This window comes from Streptomyces sp. RK9 (genome assembly GCF_045070545.1).
Taxonomy (GTDB): domain Bacteria; phylum Actinomycetota; class Actinomycetes; order Streptomycetales; family Streptomycetaceae; genus Streptomyces; species Streptomyces alboflavus.
Genome location: NZ_CP173703.1, coordinates 2,378,068 through 2,396,392 on the forward strand (window position 1 = coordinate 2,378,068; position 18,325 = coordinate 2,396,392).

The 18,325-nt window shown below is 72.4% G+C and carries 16 protein-coding genes; 13 read left to right on the forward strand and 3 right to left on the reverse strand.

Annotation, left to right across the window (positions count from 1 at the left end):
• The first annotated feature begins 23 nt into the window (after positions 1-23).
• From AB6L24_RS09520 to AB6L24_RS09545, 6 genes are all read left to right on the forward strand, one after another.
• Positions 24-1,016: a carbohydrate ABC transporter permease gene (locus AB6L24_RS09520; protein ID WP_405657108.1), complete on the forward strand. Its 993-nt coding sequence runs from the start codon at positions 24-26 to the stop codon at positions 1,014-1,016.
• On the forward strand, positions 1,013-1,849 hold the full coding sequence (locus AB6L24_RS09525) for a carbohydrate ABC transporter permease (protein WP_380851668.1): 837 nt from the start codon (positions 1,013-1,015) through the stop codon (positions 1,847-1,849). The genes AB6L24_RS09520 and AB6L24_RS09525 overlap by 4 nt, the downstream gene beginning before the upstream one ends.
• Positions 1,850-2,044: 195 nt before the next feature.
• Positions 2,045-2,263 carry a hypothetical protein gene (locus tag AB6L24_RS09530; protein ID WP_380851665.1) on the forward strand — a complete coding sequence of 73 codons (219 nt, stop codon included), beginning with the start codon at positions 2,045-2,047 and terminating at the stop codon, positions 2,261-2,263.
• A gap of 16 nt (positions 2,264-2,279) precedes the next feature.
• On the forward strand, positions 2,280-3,380 hold the full coding sequence (locus AB6L24_RS09535) for a hypothetical protein (RefSeq protein ID WP_405654144.1): 1,101 nt from the start codon (positions 2,280-2,282) through the stop codon (positions 3,378-3,380).
• A gap of 498 nt (positions 3,381-3,878) precedes the next feature.
• The gene (locus tag AB6L24_RS09540; RefSeq protein WP_405657109.1) at positions 3,879-4,631 is read left to right on the forward strand and encodes an alpha/beta fold hydrolase; all 753 of its coding nucleotides are present in this window, start codon (positions 3,879-3,881) and stop codon (positions 4,629-4,631) included.
• Between the two features lie 34 nt (positions 4,632-4,665).
• The gene (locus AB6L24_RS09545) at positions 4,666-5,406 is read left to right on the forward strand and encodes a VWA domain-containing protein (protein ID WP_405654147.1); all 741 of its coding nucleotides are present in this window, start codon (positions 4,666-4,668) and stop codon (positions 5,404-5,406) included.
• A 23-nt stretch (positions 5,407-5,429) separates the two neighbouring features.
• On the opposite strand, the gene AB6L24_RS09550 is transcribed toward AB6L24_RS09545, so the two are convergent.
• Complete coding sequence (locus AB6L24_RS09550; protein WP_405654150.1) at positions 5,430-6,359, reverse strand: tyrosine-protein phosphatase; 930 nt, start codon at positions 6,357-6,359, stop codon at positions 5,430-5,432.
• A 206-nt stretch (positions 6,360-6,565) separates the two neighbouring features.
• Positions 6,566-7,054, reverse strand: coding sequence for a MarR family winged helix-turn-helix transcriptional regulator (locus AB6L24_RS09555; RefSeq protein WP_405654152.1), 489 nt, complete (start codon positions 7,052-7,054; stop codon positions 6,566-6,568).
• Between the two features lie 146 nt (positions 7,055-7,200).
• Between AB6L24_RS09555 and AB6L24_RS09560 the strand changes: the two genes are divergently transcribed.
• From AB6L24_RS09560 to AB6L24_RS09570, 3 genes are all read left to right on the forward strand, one after another.
• Positions 7,201-8,694, forward strand: coding sequence for an MFS transporter (locus AB6L24_RS09560; protein ID WP_405654154.1), 1,494 nt, complete (start codon positions 7,201-7,203; stop codon positions 8,692-8,694).
• Between the two features lie 259 nt (positions 8,695-8,953).
• The gene (locus AB6L24_RS09565) at positions 8,954-9,157 is read left to right on the forward strand and encodes a cold-shock protein (protein ID WP_030362889.1); all 204 of its coding nucleotides are present in this window, start codon (positions 8,954-8,956) and stop codon (positions 9,155-9,157) included.
• A 93-nt stretch (positions 9,158-9,250) separates the two neighbouring features.
• Entirely contained in the window at positions 9,251-10,873 is a 1,623-nt protein-coding gene (locus tag AB6L24_RS09570; protein WP_405654157.1) for a DEAD/DEAH box helicase, read from the forward strand.
• 121 nt (positions 10,874-10,994) lie between these two features.
• On the opposite strand, the gene AB6L24_RS09575 is transcribed toward AB6L24_RS09570, so the two are convergent.
• Positions 10,995-11,906, reverse strand: a complete 912-nt coding sequence (locus AB6L24_RS09575) for a hypothetical protein (protein ID WP_405654159.1) — start codon at positions 11,904-11,906, stop codon at positions 10,995-10,997.
• A 233-nt stretch (positions 11,907-12,139) separates the two neighbouring features.
• On the opposite strand from AB6L24_RS09575, the gene AB6L24_RS09580 reads away from it, so the two are divergent.
• From AB6L24_RS09580 to AB6L24_RS09595, 4 genes are all read left to right on the forward strand, one after another.
• On the forward strand, positions 12,140-12,937 hold the full coding sequence (locus AB6L24_RS09580) for a S1 family peptidase (RefSeq protein WP_405654162.1): 798 nt from the start codon (positions 12,140-12,142) through the stop codon (positions 12,935-12,937).
• A 146-nt stretch (positions 12,938-13,083) separates the two neighbouring features.
• Positions 13,084-13,755, forward strand: a complete 672-nt coding sequence (locus tag AB6L24_RS09585) for a response regulator (protein ID WP_405654164.1) — start codon at positions 13,084-13,086, stop codon at positions 13,753-13,755.
• Entirely contained in the window at positions 13,752-14,918 is a 1,167-nt protein-coding gene (locus AB6L24_RS09590; RefSeq protein WP_405654166.1) for a sensor histidine kinase, read from the forward strand. The genes AB6L24_RS09585 and AB6L24_RS09590 overlap by 4 nt, the downstream gene beginning before the upstream one ends.
• A gap of 251 nt (positions 14,919-15,169) precedes the next feature.
• Entirely contained in the window at positions 15,170-18,286 is a 3,117-nt protein-coding gene (locus AB6L24_RS09595) for an endo-alpha-N-acetylgalactosaminidase family protein (RefSeq protein WP_405654168.1), read from the forward strand.
• The last annotated feature ends 39 nt before the right edge of the window (positions 18,287-18,325 follow it).

The window sequence follows — 18,325 nt, forward strand, 5'->3', positions numbered from 1 at the left end:
GGACGAGTGACCACGTGAAAGACATGCTCGTCAGCGACGGCTCGAAGGACGGTTCGTCCGGCTCTTCGAGCCTTCGCTCCCCCCGGTCCGACGACGGCGACGCCGCGCGCCGCCGCAAGAGACTGACCACCCTCACCCGCCCCTGGCTGCTGCTCGCCCCCGCACTCGTCGTGCTCATCGGCCTGCTCCTGTGGCCGCTGATCCAGGTCGGCAAGCTGTCGCTGCAGGACTACGTCGTCAAGTTCGGCGGCGGCAAGGGCACCTACACCGGCTTCGACAACTACAAGGACCTGCTGACCGGCGAGCTGTTGTGGAAGACGGTCCTGCCCAACACGGTGTTCTTCGCGTTCGCCTGTGTCGGCCTGACCGTCGCCCTCGGCACGGCCGTGGCACTGCTCCTCAACCGCCTCGGCCCGACCTGGAAGCTGATCTGCTCGGTGTCGATCCTGGCCGCCTGGGCGATGCCCGCGGTGACCGGGACGTACGTCTGGATCTGGCTGTTCTCGCCCGAGGACGGCATGGTCAGCCAAGTCGCCGACTCCATGGGCCTGATCGACGCCGAGACCACCAACTGGTTCACCGAGCGGCTGCCGTTCTACGCCATCGCCACCATCAACGTCGTGCACCACGGCTTCCCGTTCGTGGCGATCACCGTCCTCGCGGGGCTCCTGACGATTCCCAAGGAGCTGTACGAGGCCGGGGAGATCGACGGCGCCAACGCCTGGCAGCGGTTCTGGAAGATCACCGTGCCGACCATCAAGCCCGTCTTCCTGGTGGTGACCATCCTCTCCACCATCTGGGACTTCAAGGTCTTCACCCAGGTCTTCCTGATGCCGGGAGGCAGCGGCTCCAATCCCGACGTCTACAACCTCGGCGTGTACTCCTACATCGAGGCGTTCGCCAAGAACGACTACGGAGCGGGCGCCGCGGCCGCCGTGCTGCTCACGCTGCTGCTGCTCGCCATCACCATCGTCTACATCCGGACGCTGTTCCGGCAGGGAGAGGAGGACCTGTGAGCGCCCGACGAAGCACCTCGCTCGCCGCACGCATCGGCCTGCCGCTGTCCGTGGCGGCGCTGCTGGTCTTCACGCTCTTCCCCGTCTACTGGATGGTCTCCACCGCACTCGACCCGAAGGCGCTCACGCGCGGCTCGGACCTGCTGCCGAGCGGCATCAGCTTCGAGCACTTCGACTTCGTCTTCGACCGGGGCAACTTCGGGCAGTACCTGCTGAACTCGGCGATCGTCGGGATCGCCACGATCCTGGCGGCGGCGCTGCTCTCGCTGTTCGCGGCGATCGCGGTGGCCCGCTTCAAGTTCAAGTTCCGCACCTCGGTGCTGATCATGATCCTGATCGTGCAGATGGTGCCGCTGGAGGCCCTCGTCATCCCGCTGTTCATCCAGATGCGGGACTACGAGATGCTCAACTCGCTGCTCGGCCTGTCGATCGTCTACATCGCCCTGTCGCTGCCGTTCGCCATCTGGACCCTGCGCGGGTTCGTGGCGGCGGTGCCCAAGGAGGTCGAGGAGGCCGCGTACATCGACGGCGCCTCCTGGTTCCGGATGTTCTGGTCGGTGCTGCTTCCGCTGGTCGCGCCGGGGCTCGTCGCCACCTCGATCTTCGCCTTCATCACGGCGTGGAACGAGTTCGTGTTCGCGTACACCTTCATGAAGGGCAGCGACAAGTACACGGCGGCCGTGGGCATCTTCCAGTTCTTCGGTGAGAACACCACGTCCTGGGGTCCCGTGATGGCCAGCTCCACGCTGGTCACGGTGCCCGTCATGCTCTTCTTCGTCGTCGTCCACCGCAGGCTCGGCTCGGGTCTCGCGGCGGGGGCCGTCAAGGGCTGAGGTGCGCGAGGGGGGTGGGGGGGGGGGGGGGGGGGGCGGGCCCCCCCCCCACCCCCCTTCCGTTCGCGCTCCCGCCGCGCCGTCCCCGGCCCGCTCTCCGGCTGCCTCGCGTTGCTCCGCCGACGCTATTGACTATTATTCAATTTCGCTCCACTCTCGGGACCTTGAAGCCCAGCGCACCCTCCGGGAGGTCCCGTGAGCACCGAAGCACTGGAGAAACTGACCGCGGAGCTGGGGGTCAGGCCCCCCGAGTCCTTCGCCGCGCTGCCGCCCGAACGGCTCGCGTCCCTCGCCGACGCGCTGCGCCGGGAGCGCGAGAGCCGGGCGTCCGGCCTGAACCAGGCCGCCGAGGAGGCCCTGAAGCTGGTGCCCGCGCTGGCCCGCGGGCCCGTACGCCGGATCCTCTTCCGGTAGCCGGGGGCGAGGACACATGGACAAGCTGCGCGGCAGGGCCGAGGCCCTGAAGACCGCCCGCCTCCTCGACGTCGAGCCCGACGCGCTCGCCTTCCTCGGGGAACTGCCCGCCGAGGACGTGCACCGCTTCCGGGCCGACTGCGTCGCGACGCTCCACGACCGGGCGCCCGACATGCTCGACCGCATCGCCTCCGCGACCAAGCTCGTGCCCGCCGGGGTCGCCGCCGCCATCTCCCAGAAGGCGCTCGGGCCCCGGCTCGCCGCCGCCGTAGCCGGGCGCCTCGAACCCGCCCGCGCCGCCGACATCATCGAGAAGCTGCCCGTCTCCTTCACCGCCGAGTCCTGCGCGCACCTCGACCCGCGGCGCATCAGCGGCATCGTCGACCGGCTCGACGAGAACCTCCTCGTCCGCATCGCCGTCGCCCTCGCCGAGCGCGAGGACCACATCACGATGGGGCGCTTCGTCGGGCACCTCCGCGACAGCGCGCTCGGGCGGATCCTGCCGCAGGTCGCCGACGCGGTGGTGCTCCGCACCGGGTTCCTCATCGATGTGCCCGAACGGCTCGGGCACATCGTCGAGTTGATGGGTGAGGAGCGGCTCGCCGGCGTCATCGGGACGGCCGCCGCCGACGGGCTGTGGGCCGAGGCGCTCGCCGTCGCCGGGATGGTGACCGGCGAGCAGCGCGGGCGGATCGCGTCCCTCGCCGCCGCGCAGCCGCCCGAGCGGCTCGATCCGCTCGTCGTGACCGTCGCCCGCGACGGGCTCTGGGAGTCGCTGCTTCCGCTGGTCGCGCTGCTCGGCGCGGACGAACTCCGTACGGTGGCCGGGCTTCCCTCGCTGCGTGACCCCGCCGTCCTCGGCGGAGTGGTCCCCGCCGTCGTCGCCACCGGGCTGTGGGGTGAGTTCCTGCCCCTCGTCGAGGTGCTTCCCGAGGACTCCCGCAAGGTGGTGGCCGACCGGGCCGCGGAGCTGTCCGACGCCGAACTCGACGCGCTCGTCCGGGAGGTGGGCAAGCGAGATCTCTGGGAGCTTGTGCTGCCTCTGGTGGAGCTCATGTCCGACGAGGCGAAGGTCAGGATCTTCGCGCTGCCGGCCTTCGAGGACCGGCCCTCCTAGGCGCGGGTCGCCTTGGGGACTTCGTCTGTACGTTGCCCGGGGCGGGCGCCGATCGCGCTGCGCGCTCGTCCTCAAGCGCCGGACGGGCTGGTTTCCCCACCCGCCCGCCCTTCTCCCTCCCGGGGGGGCGGGGCCCGGAGGGGTGGGGTGTGTCTGTGCGTTGCCCGGGGTGGGCGCCGATCGCGCTGCGCGCTCGTCCTCAAGCGCCGGACGGGCTGAATCCCCCGCTCGACCTTGCCGTTGGGTCAGGCCCGCGCTTGCGGTGGTAGCGCCGCCGCTTTGGTGGGTGGGGCGTGGTGTCCGCGGTAGCGGCCGGGGTGGGTGGGCGGGGGAGGGGGTGGGTGAGGGAGCATGGGGGTGTTGGTGGTCAGTGGGGCTTGCGGGGAGGTTGGGGTGGGGTTGAGTTGTGAGGGGACCTCGCGCAGTGGCCGGGGGGCCGGGGTCGGGCTGCGGTATCACGAGGTCGGGCCCGGCGGGGCGGACGCGCCGGTGCTGGTGATGTTGCACGGGGGTGGGCCGGGGGCCAGTGCCTGGGGGGCGTTCGGGGGTGTCGTCGGGGGCTTCGCGGCGCGGTTTCGGACGTTGCTCGTCGATCTGCCGGGGTTCGGGCGGTCGGACAAGCCCGAGTTGGACAAGGACGTGTTCTCGTTCGGGGCGGACGCCGTGGCGGGGCTGCTTGAGGAACTGGGGATCGCCAAGGCGCACTTCGCGGGCGTGTCGCTCGGCGGCGGCGTGTGTGTGCGGATGGCGCTCGACCATCCGGACAAGGTCGACCGGCTCCTGCTCACCGCCCCCGCGGGCCTCGCGCTCAACCTCTTCACCGCCGAACCCACCGAAGGCGTCAAGCGCCTCATCGAGCTGAGCGTCGCCCCCGACCCGACCCGCGAGCACGTCCGGGCCTTCCTCACCTCCCTCGTCCACGACCCGTCCCTCGTGACGGACGAACTCGTCGACGAGCGGTACACGCAGGCCCTCGACCCGGGCTCCCGCCTGGGCGCCCAGCGCCTCGGGGCGGCCTTCGCCAAGTGGCCCGAGGGGGCCCTGCTGTGGCGCGAGGCCCACCGGATCACCCGGCCCACGCTCCTCACCTGGGGCCGCGAGGACCGCGTCAACCCCGTCGACGGCGCGTTCGTCGCGCTCAAGACGATGCCGGACGCCCGCCTGCACGTGTTCCCGCGCTGCGGGCATCTGGCGTACGTGGAGCGGGAGGCGGAGTTCCTGCGCCTGGCCGTCGACTTCCTCGCAGGCTGACCGGGCGCCGCCGCCGGGACCGTACGCTGGTGCCATGGGCGCGGCGATCAGTCTGGACAAGGTGCGGGCCGTGGCGCCCGGCCTCGTCAGTCTCTACAAGACGGCGGGGGAGCGGCTGCGGGCCCACGGCCTGGAGGGCGAGCGCGCCGCCGTGTACCTGGTCGTCGACCACTCCGGCTCGATGCGGCCGTACTTCGACGACGGCAGCGTGCAGGCCCTCGCCGACCGCGTGCTCGGCCTCTCCGCGCACCTGGACGACGACGGAGTCGTACCCGCCGTCTTCTTCTCCACGGACGTGGACGCGGTCGTCGACGTCGAACTGACCGGCCACCAGGGCCGCATCGGCGAGATCGTGGCCGGGCTCGGGCACATGGGGCGGACGAACTACCACGCCGCGATGGACGCCGTCATCGACCACTACCTGGAATGCGGCGCCACCGCGCCCGCGCTGGTGGTGTTCCAGACCGACGGCGGCCCCCTGAACAGGGCAGCCGCCGAGCGGTACCTGTGCAAGGCGGCGAAGCTGCCGCTGTTCTGGCAGTTCATCGGCTTCGGCAACCCCGCGAGCAGGCAGTTCGACTATCTGCGCAGGCTCGACGAACTGCCGGTGCCCGGGCGCCGCGTCGTCGACAACGCCGGGTTCTTCCACCTCGGCGAGGACCCGGCCGCCGCCCCGGACGACTTCCTGTACGACCACCTCGTCGCCGAGTTCCCGCAGTGGCTGGCCGCGGCGCGCGAGCACGGCATCGTCGCACCCCGCACCGCGGCCCCCTAGGACCCGGCCGACGGGCCCGCGCCTCAACCGACCATCGCCCGGCGCAGCTCGACCAGCGTCCCCGCGTCCAGGCCGAGGCCCTTCGTCAGATAGCCGCCGAAGCTCCCGTACCGCCGTGTCACCTCGGCGAGCGCCGCGTCCAGATAGCCGGTGCGGACCTCCTGGAGCGGTATGAGCAGGTCCGGGTTCTGCATCATGCCGGTCTGCCGCAGCGTCTCGCGCAGCCTCGCGTCGTACGCGGCGCGGAACGTGTTGGACGCCAAGTAGTCGTCCACGGCGGTGCGTTCGGGCACTCCGAGCGCGCGCAGCAGGACGTACGTCGCCCAGCCCGTGCGGTCCTTGCCCGAGGTGCAGTGGTAGAGCAGGGGCGCGGCCGCGCCGCCGGACGCGATGTCGCGCAGCGTCGCGCCGAACTGCGCGCGGTCCGTGGCGTCCGTGACGAACGTGCGGTAGACGTCCCGCATGAACGCCTCGGCCTTCCCGCCGCCGAGCATCTCCTCCTGCTTGACCGGGTCCCGGGACCCGATCACGGTCATGAGCTGCCGGAACAGGCCGTTGTCGGTGACGGGCCGCGCGGTCGCGACCAGACCGGCGGGCAGCCGGTCCTGGCCGTCGTACTGGACCTCCTCCGCGACCCGGAAGTCCACCACCTTCCGCAGCCGCAGCCCCGCGAGCGTCGAGACGTCCCCGTCCGTGAGCTTGCTGAGCGCGTCCGCGCGGAAGACCCGGCCGTGCCGCACCCGCTCGCCGTCATAGGTGCGGTAACCGCCCACGTCACGGACGTTGACCGCCCCCTGGAGCGGGATCTGCCGGGGTGCTTCGGAGGTGTGGGGGTGCGTGTACGAGGGCCGGGGTGCCGTCGGCGCGGCGTGCGCCGTCAGCGCCGGCGCGGTGCCGAGGACGAGCGTGAGGACCGCGACCGTGGCCGCCGTACGGGTGCGTGTGCTGCGCATCGGGCCGCCTTTCCGTACCTGTCGCCGTCCGGCCAAACAGCTGTTTGGCCGGGGTCGGGTGGGACGGTAACGGCGGCCCCTCGAAGGGGGAAGGCGCGCACGAAGGTTATTTGACGGTGCGTCAATACGGGCGATGCGGTGCGGGCGCGTGTGCCTGATGTGAGGGGTGCCCTCGGTCGCGTACCGTCCCGGTCGCGTACCGCCCGCTACTCCGCGAGCCGCGCCGCCGCCCGGCGCTGGCGGTCCGCCGCGCCGTCCAGGAAGCGGATGACCGTCTCCAGCTCCTCCGTCGTGAACTCCTCGCAGAACTGCTCCACTTCGCGCCCCCAGTCCGCGAAGACCTCCGTCAGGCCCGCCATCTTCTCGGCGCGGAACTCCACGAGGACCCGGCGCTTGTCCGTGGGGTGCTTCACCCGGCGTACGAAGCCCTTGGCCTCCAGGCGGTCGACGAGGCCCGTCACGGACGCGGGCGCCAGGCCCGTCTCGGCCGCGAGGTCCTTTGCGGTCAGGGGGCCCTTGCGGATGAGCAGGTCGAGGGTCTTGCTCTCGGTGGCGTTCAGGCCCTGCCGGGCGGCGACGGCCGAGTGGAACATCACGGTGACCGCGCTGTTGGCCCGGCCCGCGGCGGACAGGCGCGCCACGACGTCGGCGCGCTCCGGGTCCGACGGGTCCTGGGGCGTGCGGCTCTTCGGCATGGAGAGAGCCTAGCAAAAAGTTCGTTCGGTCGAACGAAAGACTTGTGATCACGGATTGCCCCGTGCAAGTCTTTCGTTAGGTCGAACGAAATAAATCGGAGGCCGACATGTCCCGTCAGCGAGACCCGAGGAGCCCTGGAGCCGACATGACCACCACCCTGACCACCCCGCCCGCGGACGGCGCCGCCGTCGGCGCCCCGCACCCCCGGCGCTGGGCGGCCGCCGTCGTGATGATGGTCGCCGCCCTCATGGACCTGCTCGACGTGACGATCGTGAACGTCGCGATCCCGTCGATCGGACGGGACCTCGGCGCGTCCGAGAGCGCCCTGCAGTGGATCGTCTCCGCCTACCTGCTCGGCTTCGCCGCCACCCTGATCGTCGCCGGACACCTCGGCGACCGGTACGGCCGCAAGGCCCTGTTCCTGGCCGGCACCGCGGGCTTCGGCCTGGCGAGCCTCGCCTGCGGGATCGCGCAGACGCCGGGGCAGCTGGTGGCGGCCCGCGCCGTGCAGGGCGTCATGGCCGCGCTCCTCATGCCGCAGGTGCTCGGCTCCTTCCGCACACTGTTCCGGGGCAAGGAGCGCGGCACGGCCTTCGGGATGTACGGAGCCGTGGCCGGGTTCGCGTCCGCGATCGGGCTGCTGCTCGGCGGCCTGCTCACCGACGCCGACCTGTTCGGCTGGGGCTGGCGCTCGGTGTTCCTGGTGAACATCCCCGTGGCCGTCGCCACCTTCGTCGCCGGGGCCGTCCTCGTACCCGCCACGCGGGAGCGCTCCGCCGGACGGCCCGACGTGCTCGGCAGCCTGGTCCTCGCCGGGGCCCTGGTCGCCGTCGTGCTGCCGCTGGTCCAGGGCCGCGCCAACGGCTGGCCGGTGTGGGGCTGGGTGTGCCTGGGCGCCGGGGTGGCCGCGCTCGCCGGGCTCGGCGTGGCCGAGGCGCGGCGCCGCTCGCACCGGACCGTGCCGCTGCTGCCCGCGCGCGCCTTCAGGCTGCCCGCGTTCTCCGTGGGCGTCCTGGTGCAGCTCCTGTTCTCCGTCGGCATGCAGGGCTTCTTCCTGGTCTTCGCGATCTGGCTGCAGGGCAGCGAGGGCTACACGCCGATGCAGGCAGGACTCGTCACCGTCGCCTTCTCCGTCGGCGGCTTCCTGACCGCGCCCGCCGCGGACGCCCTGGCCCTGCGCTTCGGGCGGCTCGTCCTCGCCGCCGGGGCGCTGCTCATGGCGGGCGGCTTCGCCTGGGTGTGGGCGGCGGTGGCGGACGCGAGCGACGCGCACACCGGGGCCTGGCCGCTGGTGCCGGGGCTCCTGGTGGCGGGCGCGGGGCTCGGCTTCCTGGTCGTGCCGCTGGTGAACGTGGTGCTCTCGGCCGTGCCCGGCGACATCGCGGGCGGGGCGTCCGGCATCTTCTCCACGGCCCAGCAGTTCGGCGGGGCGCTCGGGGCGGCGGTCATCGGGACGGTGTTCTTCGGCCACGTCTCGTCGGGGCCGTCGGGCGCGTCCGGCGAGCACGGCCCGGTGGGTGCGGGGGCGGGGCTCACCGACGCGCTCGGCGCCGCGATGCCGTGGGTGGTGGCCGTCTTCGTGCTCTGCGCGCTGCTGTGTCCGGCGCTGCCGCGGCGGGCGGTGGAGCGGCCCGAGTGAGGCCCGCGCACCGCCGTCGACCCGGTCCCCGGAAGGCTCCCGCCTGCGGGGGCCGGGCGCATGTTAGGGTTAACCGTTGCAGTTTTGGTACCCATGAACTTTATGTGCGCCTGACGGAATGCTTCCGAGGGCGCATTATTTTGTTTTTCCGGCTCTTTTGCGGGCCGGACCCCGGTCTCTCCGGATGGGGGTCCTTGCAGCGCTGGGAGAACCACAATTCCGTGGCTCTCCTTAATCTGCCCCTGTTGAGGAGATTGACATGGCAACTGGAACCGTGAAGTGGTTCAACTCGGAAAAGGGCTTCGGCTTCATCGAGCAGGACGGCGGCGGCCCCGACGTCTTCGCCCACTACTCCAACATCGCCAGCTCCGGCTTCCGTGAGCTCCTGGAGGGCCAGAAGGTCTCCTTCGAGGTGACCCAGGGCCAGAAGGGCCTGCAGGCCGAGAACATCGTTCCCGCCTGATCGTCGCTTCTCGCGAACATCGCAGCCGGGGCCCGCACCACCACGGTGCGGGTCCCGGCTTGTGTGCTGTCACCGGCCAGGAAGGCTTGCCCCATGAATCGCCCCGACCGTCCCGCGCGCCCCGCCCGTCGGCGCTCATCGAACGACCGCACGGCAGGCTCGGCCACCCGCGGCCAGTCCTCGGGCGACTCCGGCCGGAAGAGCACCGGCGCCACCGGCGGCACCCGCAACGGCGGCGGCACCCGGAACACGAGCGGCGGCAAGCGCCCGGTGAACGGCGGCGGCCGAGGCGGCCGCAAGACCTCCCGCCCCACCCCGGCACGCACCGCGCCCGCCGACTTCGCGCTGCCCGAGACCCTCACCCCGGCGCTGCCCGCCGTCGAGGGCTTCGAAGACCTCGACATGCCCGAGGCGCTGCTCAAGACCCTCGCCGCGCAGGGCGTCACCTCGCCCTTCCCGATCCAGGCCGCGACCCTGCCGAACTCCCTGGCCGGACGCGACGTCCTCGGCCGCGGCCGCACCGGCTCCGGCAAGACCCTCGCCTTCGGCCTCGCGCTCCTCGGCCGCACCGCGGGCCGCCGCGCCGAGCCCGGCAAGCCGCTCGCCCTGGTCCTCGTCCCCACCCGCGAGCTGGCGCAGCAGGTCACCGACGCCCTCGCGCCGTACGCCACCTCCGTGAACCTGCGCGTCGCCGCCGTCGTCGGCGGTCTTTCGATCAACAAGCAGGCCGCGACGCTGCGCCGCGGCGTCGAGGTGCTCGTCGCCACCCCGGGCCGCCTGAAGGATCTCATCGACCGCGGTGACTGCGCCCTCGGCCAGGTCCGCGTCACCGTCCTCGACGAGGCCGACCAGATGGCCGACATGGGCTTCCTGCCCCAGGTCACGGCGCTGCTCGGGCAGGTGGAGCAGGGCGGCCAGACGATGCTGTTCTCGGCGACCCTGGACCGCAACGTCGACCGCCTCGTCCGCGGTTACCTGAGCGACCCCGTCGTGCACTCCGTCGACCCCTCCGCGGGCGCGGTGACCACGATGGAGCACCACGTCCTGTACGTCGCCGACGAGACGGACAAGAAGGCCGTCGCGCTGCGCATCGCCGCGCGCGACGGCAACGTCATCCTCTTCCTGCACACCAAGCGCGCCGTGGACCGCTTCACCAAGCGGCTCCTCGCCAGCGGGGTGCGGGCCTCCGGGCTGCACGGCGGCCGCTCGCAGCCGCAGCGCAACCGCACCCTGGAGCAGTTCAAGAGCGGCGAGGTCACCGCGCTCGTCGCCACCAACGTGGCCGCGCGCGGCATCCACGTCGACGACCTCGACCTGGTCGTGAACGTCGACCCGCCCGTCGACCACAAGGACTACCTGCACCGCGGCGGCCGCACCGCCCGCGCGGGCGAGTCCGGCCGCGTCGTCACGCTCGTCCTGCCCGAGGAGAAGCGCGAGGTGGCCCGCCTGATGTCCGACGCGGGCATCAAGCCGGAGGCCGTCGCCGTCCGCTCGTCCTCCGAGGAACTGGTCACGATCACCGGGGCGCGCGAGCCCTCCGGCGTGCCGGTCGTCATCGCGCCGCCCGTCCAGGTCGTGGCGCAGCGCAAGGCCCCCGCGCAGCGCAGGTCCGCGGGCGCCGGGGCCGGTGCCGGGGGAGCGGGTGGCACCGGTAGCGGTGCCCGACGCCGGGGCGGCCGCGGCCGCCGGGGCGGCCGGAGCCGCAACGCCGCGTAGTCCGCGGGCGGCTCGGGGGTACCCGAGGCAGAGGTGACGGGGTGGGCCGAGGCCCACCCCGTTCCCGTATCGCCGTCGAGCCCCGCAGGTCAGCGCCGACTTGCCCTCTTCGCAAGCGAGTTCACGTGTCGCAGTCCAGCACCGTCCGGCACAGCCCGCACCGCGCCCGCATCCGGCCGCGCGCGGGCACCCGGATGCGCTGACGGCAGGTCGGGCACGGGAACGACACCCGCAGCGGGCCGGTGCCGTCCGGGCGCGAGAAGGCGTACGGACTGCCGGACCGCCCGGGTCCGGGGCCCGTCGCCGTGCCGTGGTCCTGGGCGTAGCGCCGGTCCTTGGCGTAGCGCCGCCGGCCCGCCCAGCCCGCCGCCGTCAGCGGGGGCTGCTGCTCGTCCTGGCGGGCCCGGGCGAGCCCTTTCGTGTACGCCGTGTACGCCTGCGGGCTGGTGAACCAGGTCTCGGGTGCCTCGCCGAACGCGAGGGAGCGCTTGGCGAGGACGTAGCCGAACTCCTCCGGCGTCAGATAGCCGAGCTTCTGCGAGGAGGCGCTGTCCTCGCGGTAGGCGTCGAGGAGCAGCCAGCCCGCGCCCAGGTATGTCGTCGCCGTGTCGGTCAGGATCTCGTTGGCGCGCGTGCCCGGGAACGTCAGGTCGAGGCGGTGCAGGTACACGTGCATCACCTCGTGCGCGAGGGCCGCGCCGATGTCCCTGCGGTGCGTGCGGAAACGGTCGTTCAGCTCGATGAAGTACTCGGGCCCCGCGGCGAGTTCGACGGACGCCGCGTGCTGCATCTCCCGGAACGACACGATCATGCGGGCGTCCGGGAGCCGCAGGTGCCGCACCATCTCGCGGGCCACCCGCTGCGCGCCCAGATACAGGTCGTCCTGGTCGCAGAAGGCCACGTCGGCCGGGGCGACGCTGGTGTCGAAGGTGTGCACGGTGTCGTACGAGAGCCGTCGGTACAGCGCGGTGATGGCCGCGTGCACCGTCTCCAGATGCGGATAGCCGTGCTCGACCGGACCGCCGTTCGCCACGCCCCCACCCCCTGAGCACCGTCCGATTCGTCCCCACTGTACGGGGGTTGTTCGCACCGGTAACCAGCCCCGGCCCCAACGCCTGGCCGAAAACCGCCCCTTGTCGCCCGCGCGCGGCCCTCCTCATAATCCAACAACGCTTGGCGGGCTCATGCCACGCATTGCCTCTGGCGTGTGCGGCATGGGCCCGCCGCGTGCGCAACCCCCCACAACTCCCACGAAGGGGCAAGAAGTTGAAGACGAAGTTCCGTGGAGTCAAGAGAGCCGCCGTCCTCGGGTCGGTCGCCCTCGGTGTCGCCAGCCTGCAGCCCGTCGTCGCCCAGGCCGCCCCGCACCCCGGCCCGAACCCCGGCGAGCGTGTCGTCGGCGGTGTGCGTGCCGCGCAGGGTGAGTTCCCGTTCATGGTCCGGCTCTCGATGGGCTGTGGCGGCTCCCTGCTCAAGCAGGACGTCGTCCTGACCGCCGCGCACTGTGTCGACGGCTCGGGCAACAACACCTCCATCACCGCCACCGGCGGCGTCGTCGACCTGCAGAGCTCCAGCGCGGTCAAGGTCAAGTCCACCAAGGTCCTGCAGGCCCCCGGCTACAACGGCAAGGGCAAGGACTGGGCGCTGATCAAGCTCGCCAAGCCGATCAACCAGCCCACGCTGAAGATCGCCACCACCACCAAGTACAACAACGGCAACTTCACCGTCGCGGGCTGGGGCGCCAACCGCGAGGGCGGCGCGCAGCAGCGCTACCTGCTCAAGGCCACCGTGCCCTTCGTGAGCGACGCCGACTGCCAGGCCGCCTACAGCGGCGACATCATCCCGGGCGAGGAGATCTGCGCGGGCAAGCTCAACGTGGGTGGCGTCGACACCTGCCAGGGCGACTCCGGCGGCCCCATGTTCCGCAAGGACGAGGCCGGCCAGTACATCCAGGTGGGCATCGTGAGCTGGGGCAACGGCTGCGCCCGCCCGAAGTTCCCCGGTGTCTACACCGAGGTCTCGACCTTCGCGGCCGAGATAGCCAAGCAGGCCAACCAGCTCTGACGCCCCGGGCGCCCCGGGTGCCCGTGAGGTGAACAGCCTTTCCGTCGCGGGGCCGGGTCACGGCTGACCCGGCCCCGCTTCGTATGCCCATATATGGGACACTCGGGGGCGTACGAGACAGGCGCGGCAAGGGCGGACGACGGCACATGGCGATCACGGTGGTCATCGCGGACGACCAGGACATGGTCCGCACCGGCTTCCGCATGATCCTGGAGAGCAAGACCGACATCGAGGTCCTCGCCGACGTCACCGACGGCGAGGCCGCGCTCGCCGCCGTCACCCGCCACGACCCCGACGTGCTGCTCCTCGACATCCGCATGCCGCGCCTCGACGGCCTGGAGGTCACCCGCCGCCTGGCCGCCCGCGCCGGGGTGCGCCCCCGCGTCGTCATCGTCACCACCTTCGACCTCGACGAGTACGTGCACGCGGCCCTCGGCGCCGGGGCCAGCGGCTTCCTCCTGAAGAACGCGAGCCCCGCCATGCTGGTGGAGGCCGTGCGCGCGGCGGCCGTCGGCGACGCGCTGGTCTCGCCCGCGATCACCGTACGCCTGCTGCGGGAGCTGGCCGCCGGACCCTCCGCGGCCGCGGAAGGACCCGGCACCCGTACCCCCTCCGAACCCCTCACCCAGCGCGAGCAGGACGTCGTGCGCGCCCTCGCCCGCGGCCGCACCAACAACGAGATCGCCGCCGAACTCTTCGTCTCCCTGTCCACGGTCAAGTCCCACCTCGCCAACGTCCAGGCCAAGCTGGACGCCAGGAACCGCGTCGAGATCGCTGCCTGGGCCTGGGAGTCCGGCCTCGCCACCCGCACGCCGTGACCACCGCGACCCTCGACCGGTACACGCGCCTGCTCGACCGGCATCCCGCGCGCCGCACCGCCGCCCGCCTGCTGCTCGCCGCCGTCCTCGTCCTGCTCGTCACCGTCGAGGGCCTGACCCTGGCCCGCCAGCCCACCGGACCGCGCGCCGCCGTCTGGACGGCGGGCATCCTCTGCTGCCTGTGCGCGGTGCCCTGGGCCCGCCCGGCCCTCGCCACCCGCGCCTGGCTCGCCGCCTGCGTGTCCTGGGCCGCCACCCTGTACGTCTTCGTGAGCGCCCGGCCGCAGATCGTCTGGGGCATGGGCGAGGCCATCGCGCTGCTCGTGCTGCTCACTGGCGTCCTGCTGCGGCTGCCCGCCCGCCGCGCCGCCGTGCTCGGGCCGCTGCTCGCGCTCGCCTGCGTGGCCGCGCCGGTGCGCGACGCCTCTCCGGGCCGGTTCACGCTCCTGTTCTCCGCGCTGGCCGCCGTGGTGAGCGCCTTCTCTCTGCTTCTACGCGCCCAGCAGGCGCAGCGCGTCCGCGACATCGAGGCCGTGCGCGCCGCCGAACGGCTCGAACTCGCCCGGGAACTGCACGATCTGGTCGCCCACCACGTCACCGGAATCGTCGTGCAGGCCCGCGCCGCGTCCTTCACCGAGGTCGGCGCCGCCGCCGCGACCAGCGCTTTCGTGCGGATCGCGGACGCGGGCGACGAGGCGCTCGGCGCCATGCGACGCCTGGTGCGGGTCCTGCGCGAGGGCGAGGCCCGCACCGTGCCCGTGGCCGGTCTCGCCCAGCTGCGCGAGCTGTCCGAGACGTTCACCAGGACCGGCCCTCCGGTCGCCGTGCATGTGGAACAGGGCCTTCAGGAGCGGCTTCCGGCCGATCTCGCGGCCACCGCCCACCACATCGTCCGCGAGGCGCTGACGAACGTCCGCAAACACGCCATCGGCGTCTCGGCGGTGCGCGTCGGCGTCCGCGTCGTCGAGGGCGGCGTGGAGGTGCGGGTCGCCGACGACGGCGGGCAGCCGGGCGAGCGGTCCGGTGAGCGGGGCGGGTTCGGGCTGACCGGCCTGGAGGAACGGGCCACGGCCCTGGGCGGCACGTTGACGGCGGGGCCGTCGCCAGAGGGGGGCTGGGAGGTACGGGCTGTACTGCCGTACGGGCAGGGGACGGAGGCGTAAGGCCATTCCAGCCCGTCGTGGGGGTCCCCCCTGCTCCTTAAGAGCTTGGGGGAGATCGAGGACGAGGCGCGGAGCGCCGATACGGGGGTCCAGGGGGCGGAGCCCCCGGTTTCGGGAAGGGGCGGGATCGGGGAGCCCCCGGCAGGGTCCGGACGTTAGTCCAAGACCTCTCCCACCTTTGTCCATGGGCGCCCTCGCCCGAAGCAACGCATCGTGACCGTCACGAATTCAGTTCCACGGAGGGTGCGTTCATGCTGCCGACACAGACATCCGGTTCAGGGTCCGGACCGAGCCGCAGAGCCGTGGTCGCCTCGGGAGCGATCGCAGGGATAGGGGCCGCTGTCGGAGTCGGCACCGCCTCCGCGCACGCGGCCCCGCCGTCCTCGTCCGCCGCCCGCCCGGCGGCGGACGAGGCGATCCTGCGCTCGGCCGCCCTGGAGGTGCGCGTCGCCACCGGCTTCCCGCGCGTCGTGTCGTACACCGACCGCAAGAGCCGCGCCGTCCTGCACGGACAGCCGGACCCCGTCGGCACGCTCCTCATCGACGACAAGGAGCACACGCCGAAGGTCACCGCGACGGTGCGCGGCGACCGCGCCGCGTACACCCTCACCCTCGACGGCGGCACCCGCATCGACGTCGAGATCGCGGTCGAGGGCCACCAGGTGCACTGGCGCGTCACGAAGATCGCCGACACCGCCGCCCTGCGCGTCGGCACCCTGCGCGTCCCCGGCCTCGCCCTCCTCTCCGTGCGCAGCGACCAGCCCGGCGCGGCCCTGCTCGCCGCCAAGGTGCAGCTCGACAAGGCCAAGAGCGGCGACACCCTGGTGCAGCTCACGCCGGACACCCCGGCCGACGCGGCCGGCGGCTGCGCGTACGCGGTCCTCGCCCACGACAAGCTCGGCGGCGCCGTCGAGACCAACACCGTCTACGACAAGCCCACCGCGGAGACGTCCTGGGAGAACGGCCGCCTCTGGCGCCAGACCGTCCGCAAGGACGCCCACGTCGAGGCCCGTCTCACCCCCGGCCAGTGGACCCACCGCGCCGCCACCTCCCCGGCCGGCGCCACCGAACCCCTGCCGTACGCGACCGTCGTCATCACCGGCGACCGCAACGGCGACGGCAAGGTCGACTGGCAGGACGCCGCCATCGCCTTCCGCGACATCATGGTGAACCCGCTCGGCGCGGACGAGCAGCACCTGCGCGTCGTCCCGCACATCCCCTTCAACTTCGCCTCGCAGGCCACCAACCCGTTCCTCGCCACCCTCGACGACGTCAAGCGGATCCACCTGGCCACCGACGGACTGCGCCAGTACACGCTCCTCAAGGGCTACCAGTCCGAGGGCCACGACTCCGCGCACCCCGACTACGCGGGCAACTACAACACCCGCGCGGGCGGCCTCGCCGACCTCAACACCCTGGTCCGCGAGGGCGCCAAGTGGAACAGCGACTTCGGTGTCCACGTCAACGCCACCGAGTCCTACCCCGTCGCCAACGCCTTCTCCGACACCCTCGTCGACAAGAACAACGAACAGTGGGACTGGCTCGACCAGAGCTACCGCATCGACCAGCGCCGCGACCTGGTCTCCGGCGACATCGTGCGCCGCTTCGCCGATCTGCGCCGCGACGCCCACCCGGCCCTCAACACCCTCTACATCGACGTGTTCCGCGAGTCCGGCTGGACCTCCGACCGCCTCCAGCGCACCCTGCGCGACCAGGGCTGGATGGTCACCAGCGAATGGGGCCACGGCTTCGAACGCTCGGCGCTGTGGTCGCACTGGGCCACCGAGACCGACTACGGCCCCGACAGCTCGCGCGGCATCAACTCCCGCCTCATCCGCTTCATCCGGCACCACCAGAAGGACGTCTTCGCCGACAAGTGGCCCTCGCTGCTCGGCATCGCCCGCATGGGCAACTTCACCGGCTGGACCGGCAAGACCGACTGGACGAAGTTCTACGAACTGATCTGGACGCACGCGCTGCCCGCCAAGTACCTCCAGGCGCAGCCCATCAAGACCTGGGGCGAGCACGAGATCACGTTCTTCGGCGCCGGCGCCACCTCCGTGTCCGACGCCGACGGCGGCAGGCGCCGCATCACCACCGACGGCCACCTCGTCCTCGACGGCGGGAGCTACCTGCTGCCCTGGGAGCCCCGCAAGGCCACCGACCCCGCGAAGCTCTACCACTTCAACCCCGACGGCGGAACGACCAGCTGGACGCTGCCCAGGGGCTGGCGGGGCGTCCGCAAGGTCGCCCTGTACCGCCTCACCGACCAGGGCCGCGTCTTCGTCGCCGACGTCCCCGTGCGCGCCGGGAAGGTCACCCTCGACGCGGACGCCAAGCAGCCCTACGTCGTCCACCGCACCCGCGCCCGCCGCGCCCCCGACCCCGACTGGGGCCAGGGCACCGCGCTGCGCGACCCCGGCTTCCACGCGGGCGACCTGGACGCCTGGCAGGTCAGCGGCCCCGCGTCGGTGGAGCGCAGCAAGCTCGGCGACTACGAACTCGTCGTCGCCGCGGGCGCCGCCGCCTCCGTCAGCCAGCGCCTGCGCCGCCTCAAGCCCGGCACCTACGTGGCGTCCGCGCAGGTCGAGGTGGGCGAGAAGGCGGGACAGCGGCGCCGCGCCGCCCTGGAGGTCCGCACCGCCGACGGCGTCACCGCCGTCAACTGGACGCACACCTCCACCGCGGGCAACTTCGTCGCCGCCGACCGCAAGCACGGCACCCGATTCCAGCGCCTGTTCACGCGCTTCACCGTCCCCGAGGGCGGCGGCCCGGTACGGCTCGCGCTGCGCGCCGTCGCCGGGGACGCCCGGGTGCGCTTCGACAACGTGCGCGTCGTCGCCGTCGGCGACCGGGCCCCGCTCGGCCGGGGCGTCCTCGCCCACGAGGACTTCGAGGACGTACCGCAGGGCTGGGGCCCCTTCGTGAAGGGCGACGCCGGGGGAGCCACCGACCCCCGCACGCACATCGCGCAGCGCCACGCCCCGTACACCCAGCGCGGCTGGAACGGCAAGGTTGTCGACGACGTCGTGGACGGCACCCAGTCCCTGAAGTCCCGCGGCGAGAACGACGGCCTCGTCTACCGGACGGTGCCGCACACGGTCCGCTTCGAGGGCGGCAAGCGCTACCGGGTGTCGTTCCGGTACGAGAACGAGAAGGCCGGGCAGTACGCGTGGGTGACCGCCGTGGACGAGCCCGACGCGCGCGAACTGTCCCGCGAGACCCTGCCCGTGGCCACCGCCCCCACCACCCTGTCCTACGAGTTCACCGCCCCCGCGGACGGCGAGGCGTGGGTCGGCCTGCGGAAGGTCGGCGACGACGGGAAGGCGGAGTTCGTCCTCGACGCGTTCGAGGTGCGGGAGGCCTAGGGCCTGTCCGATGGGTCGGCAGGCCCGCCGGGCAGGTCC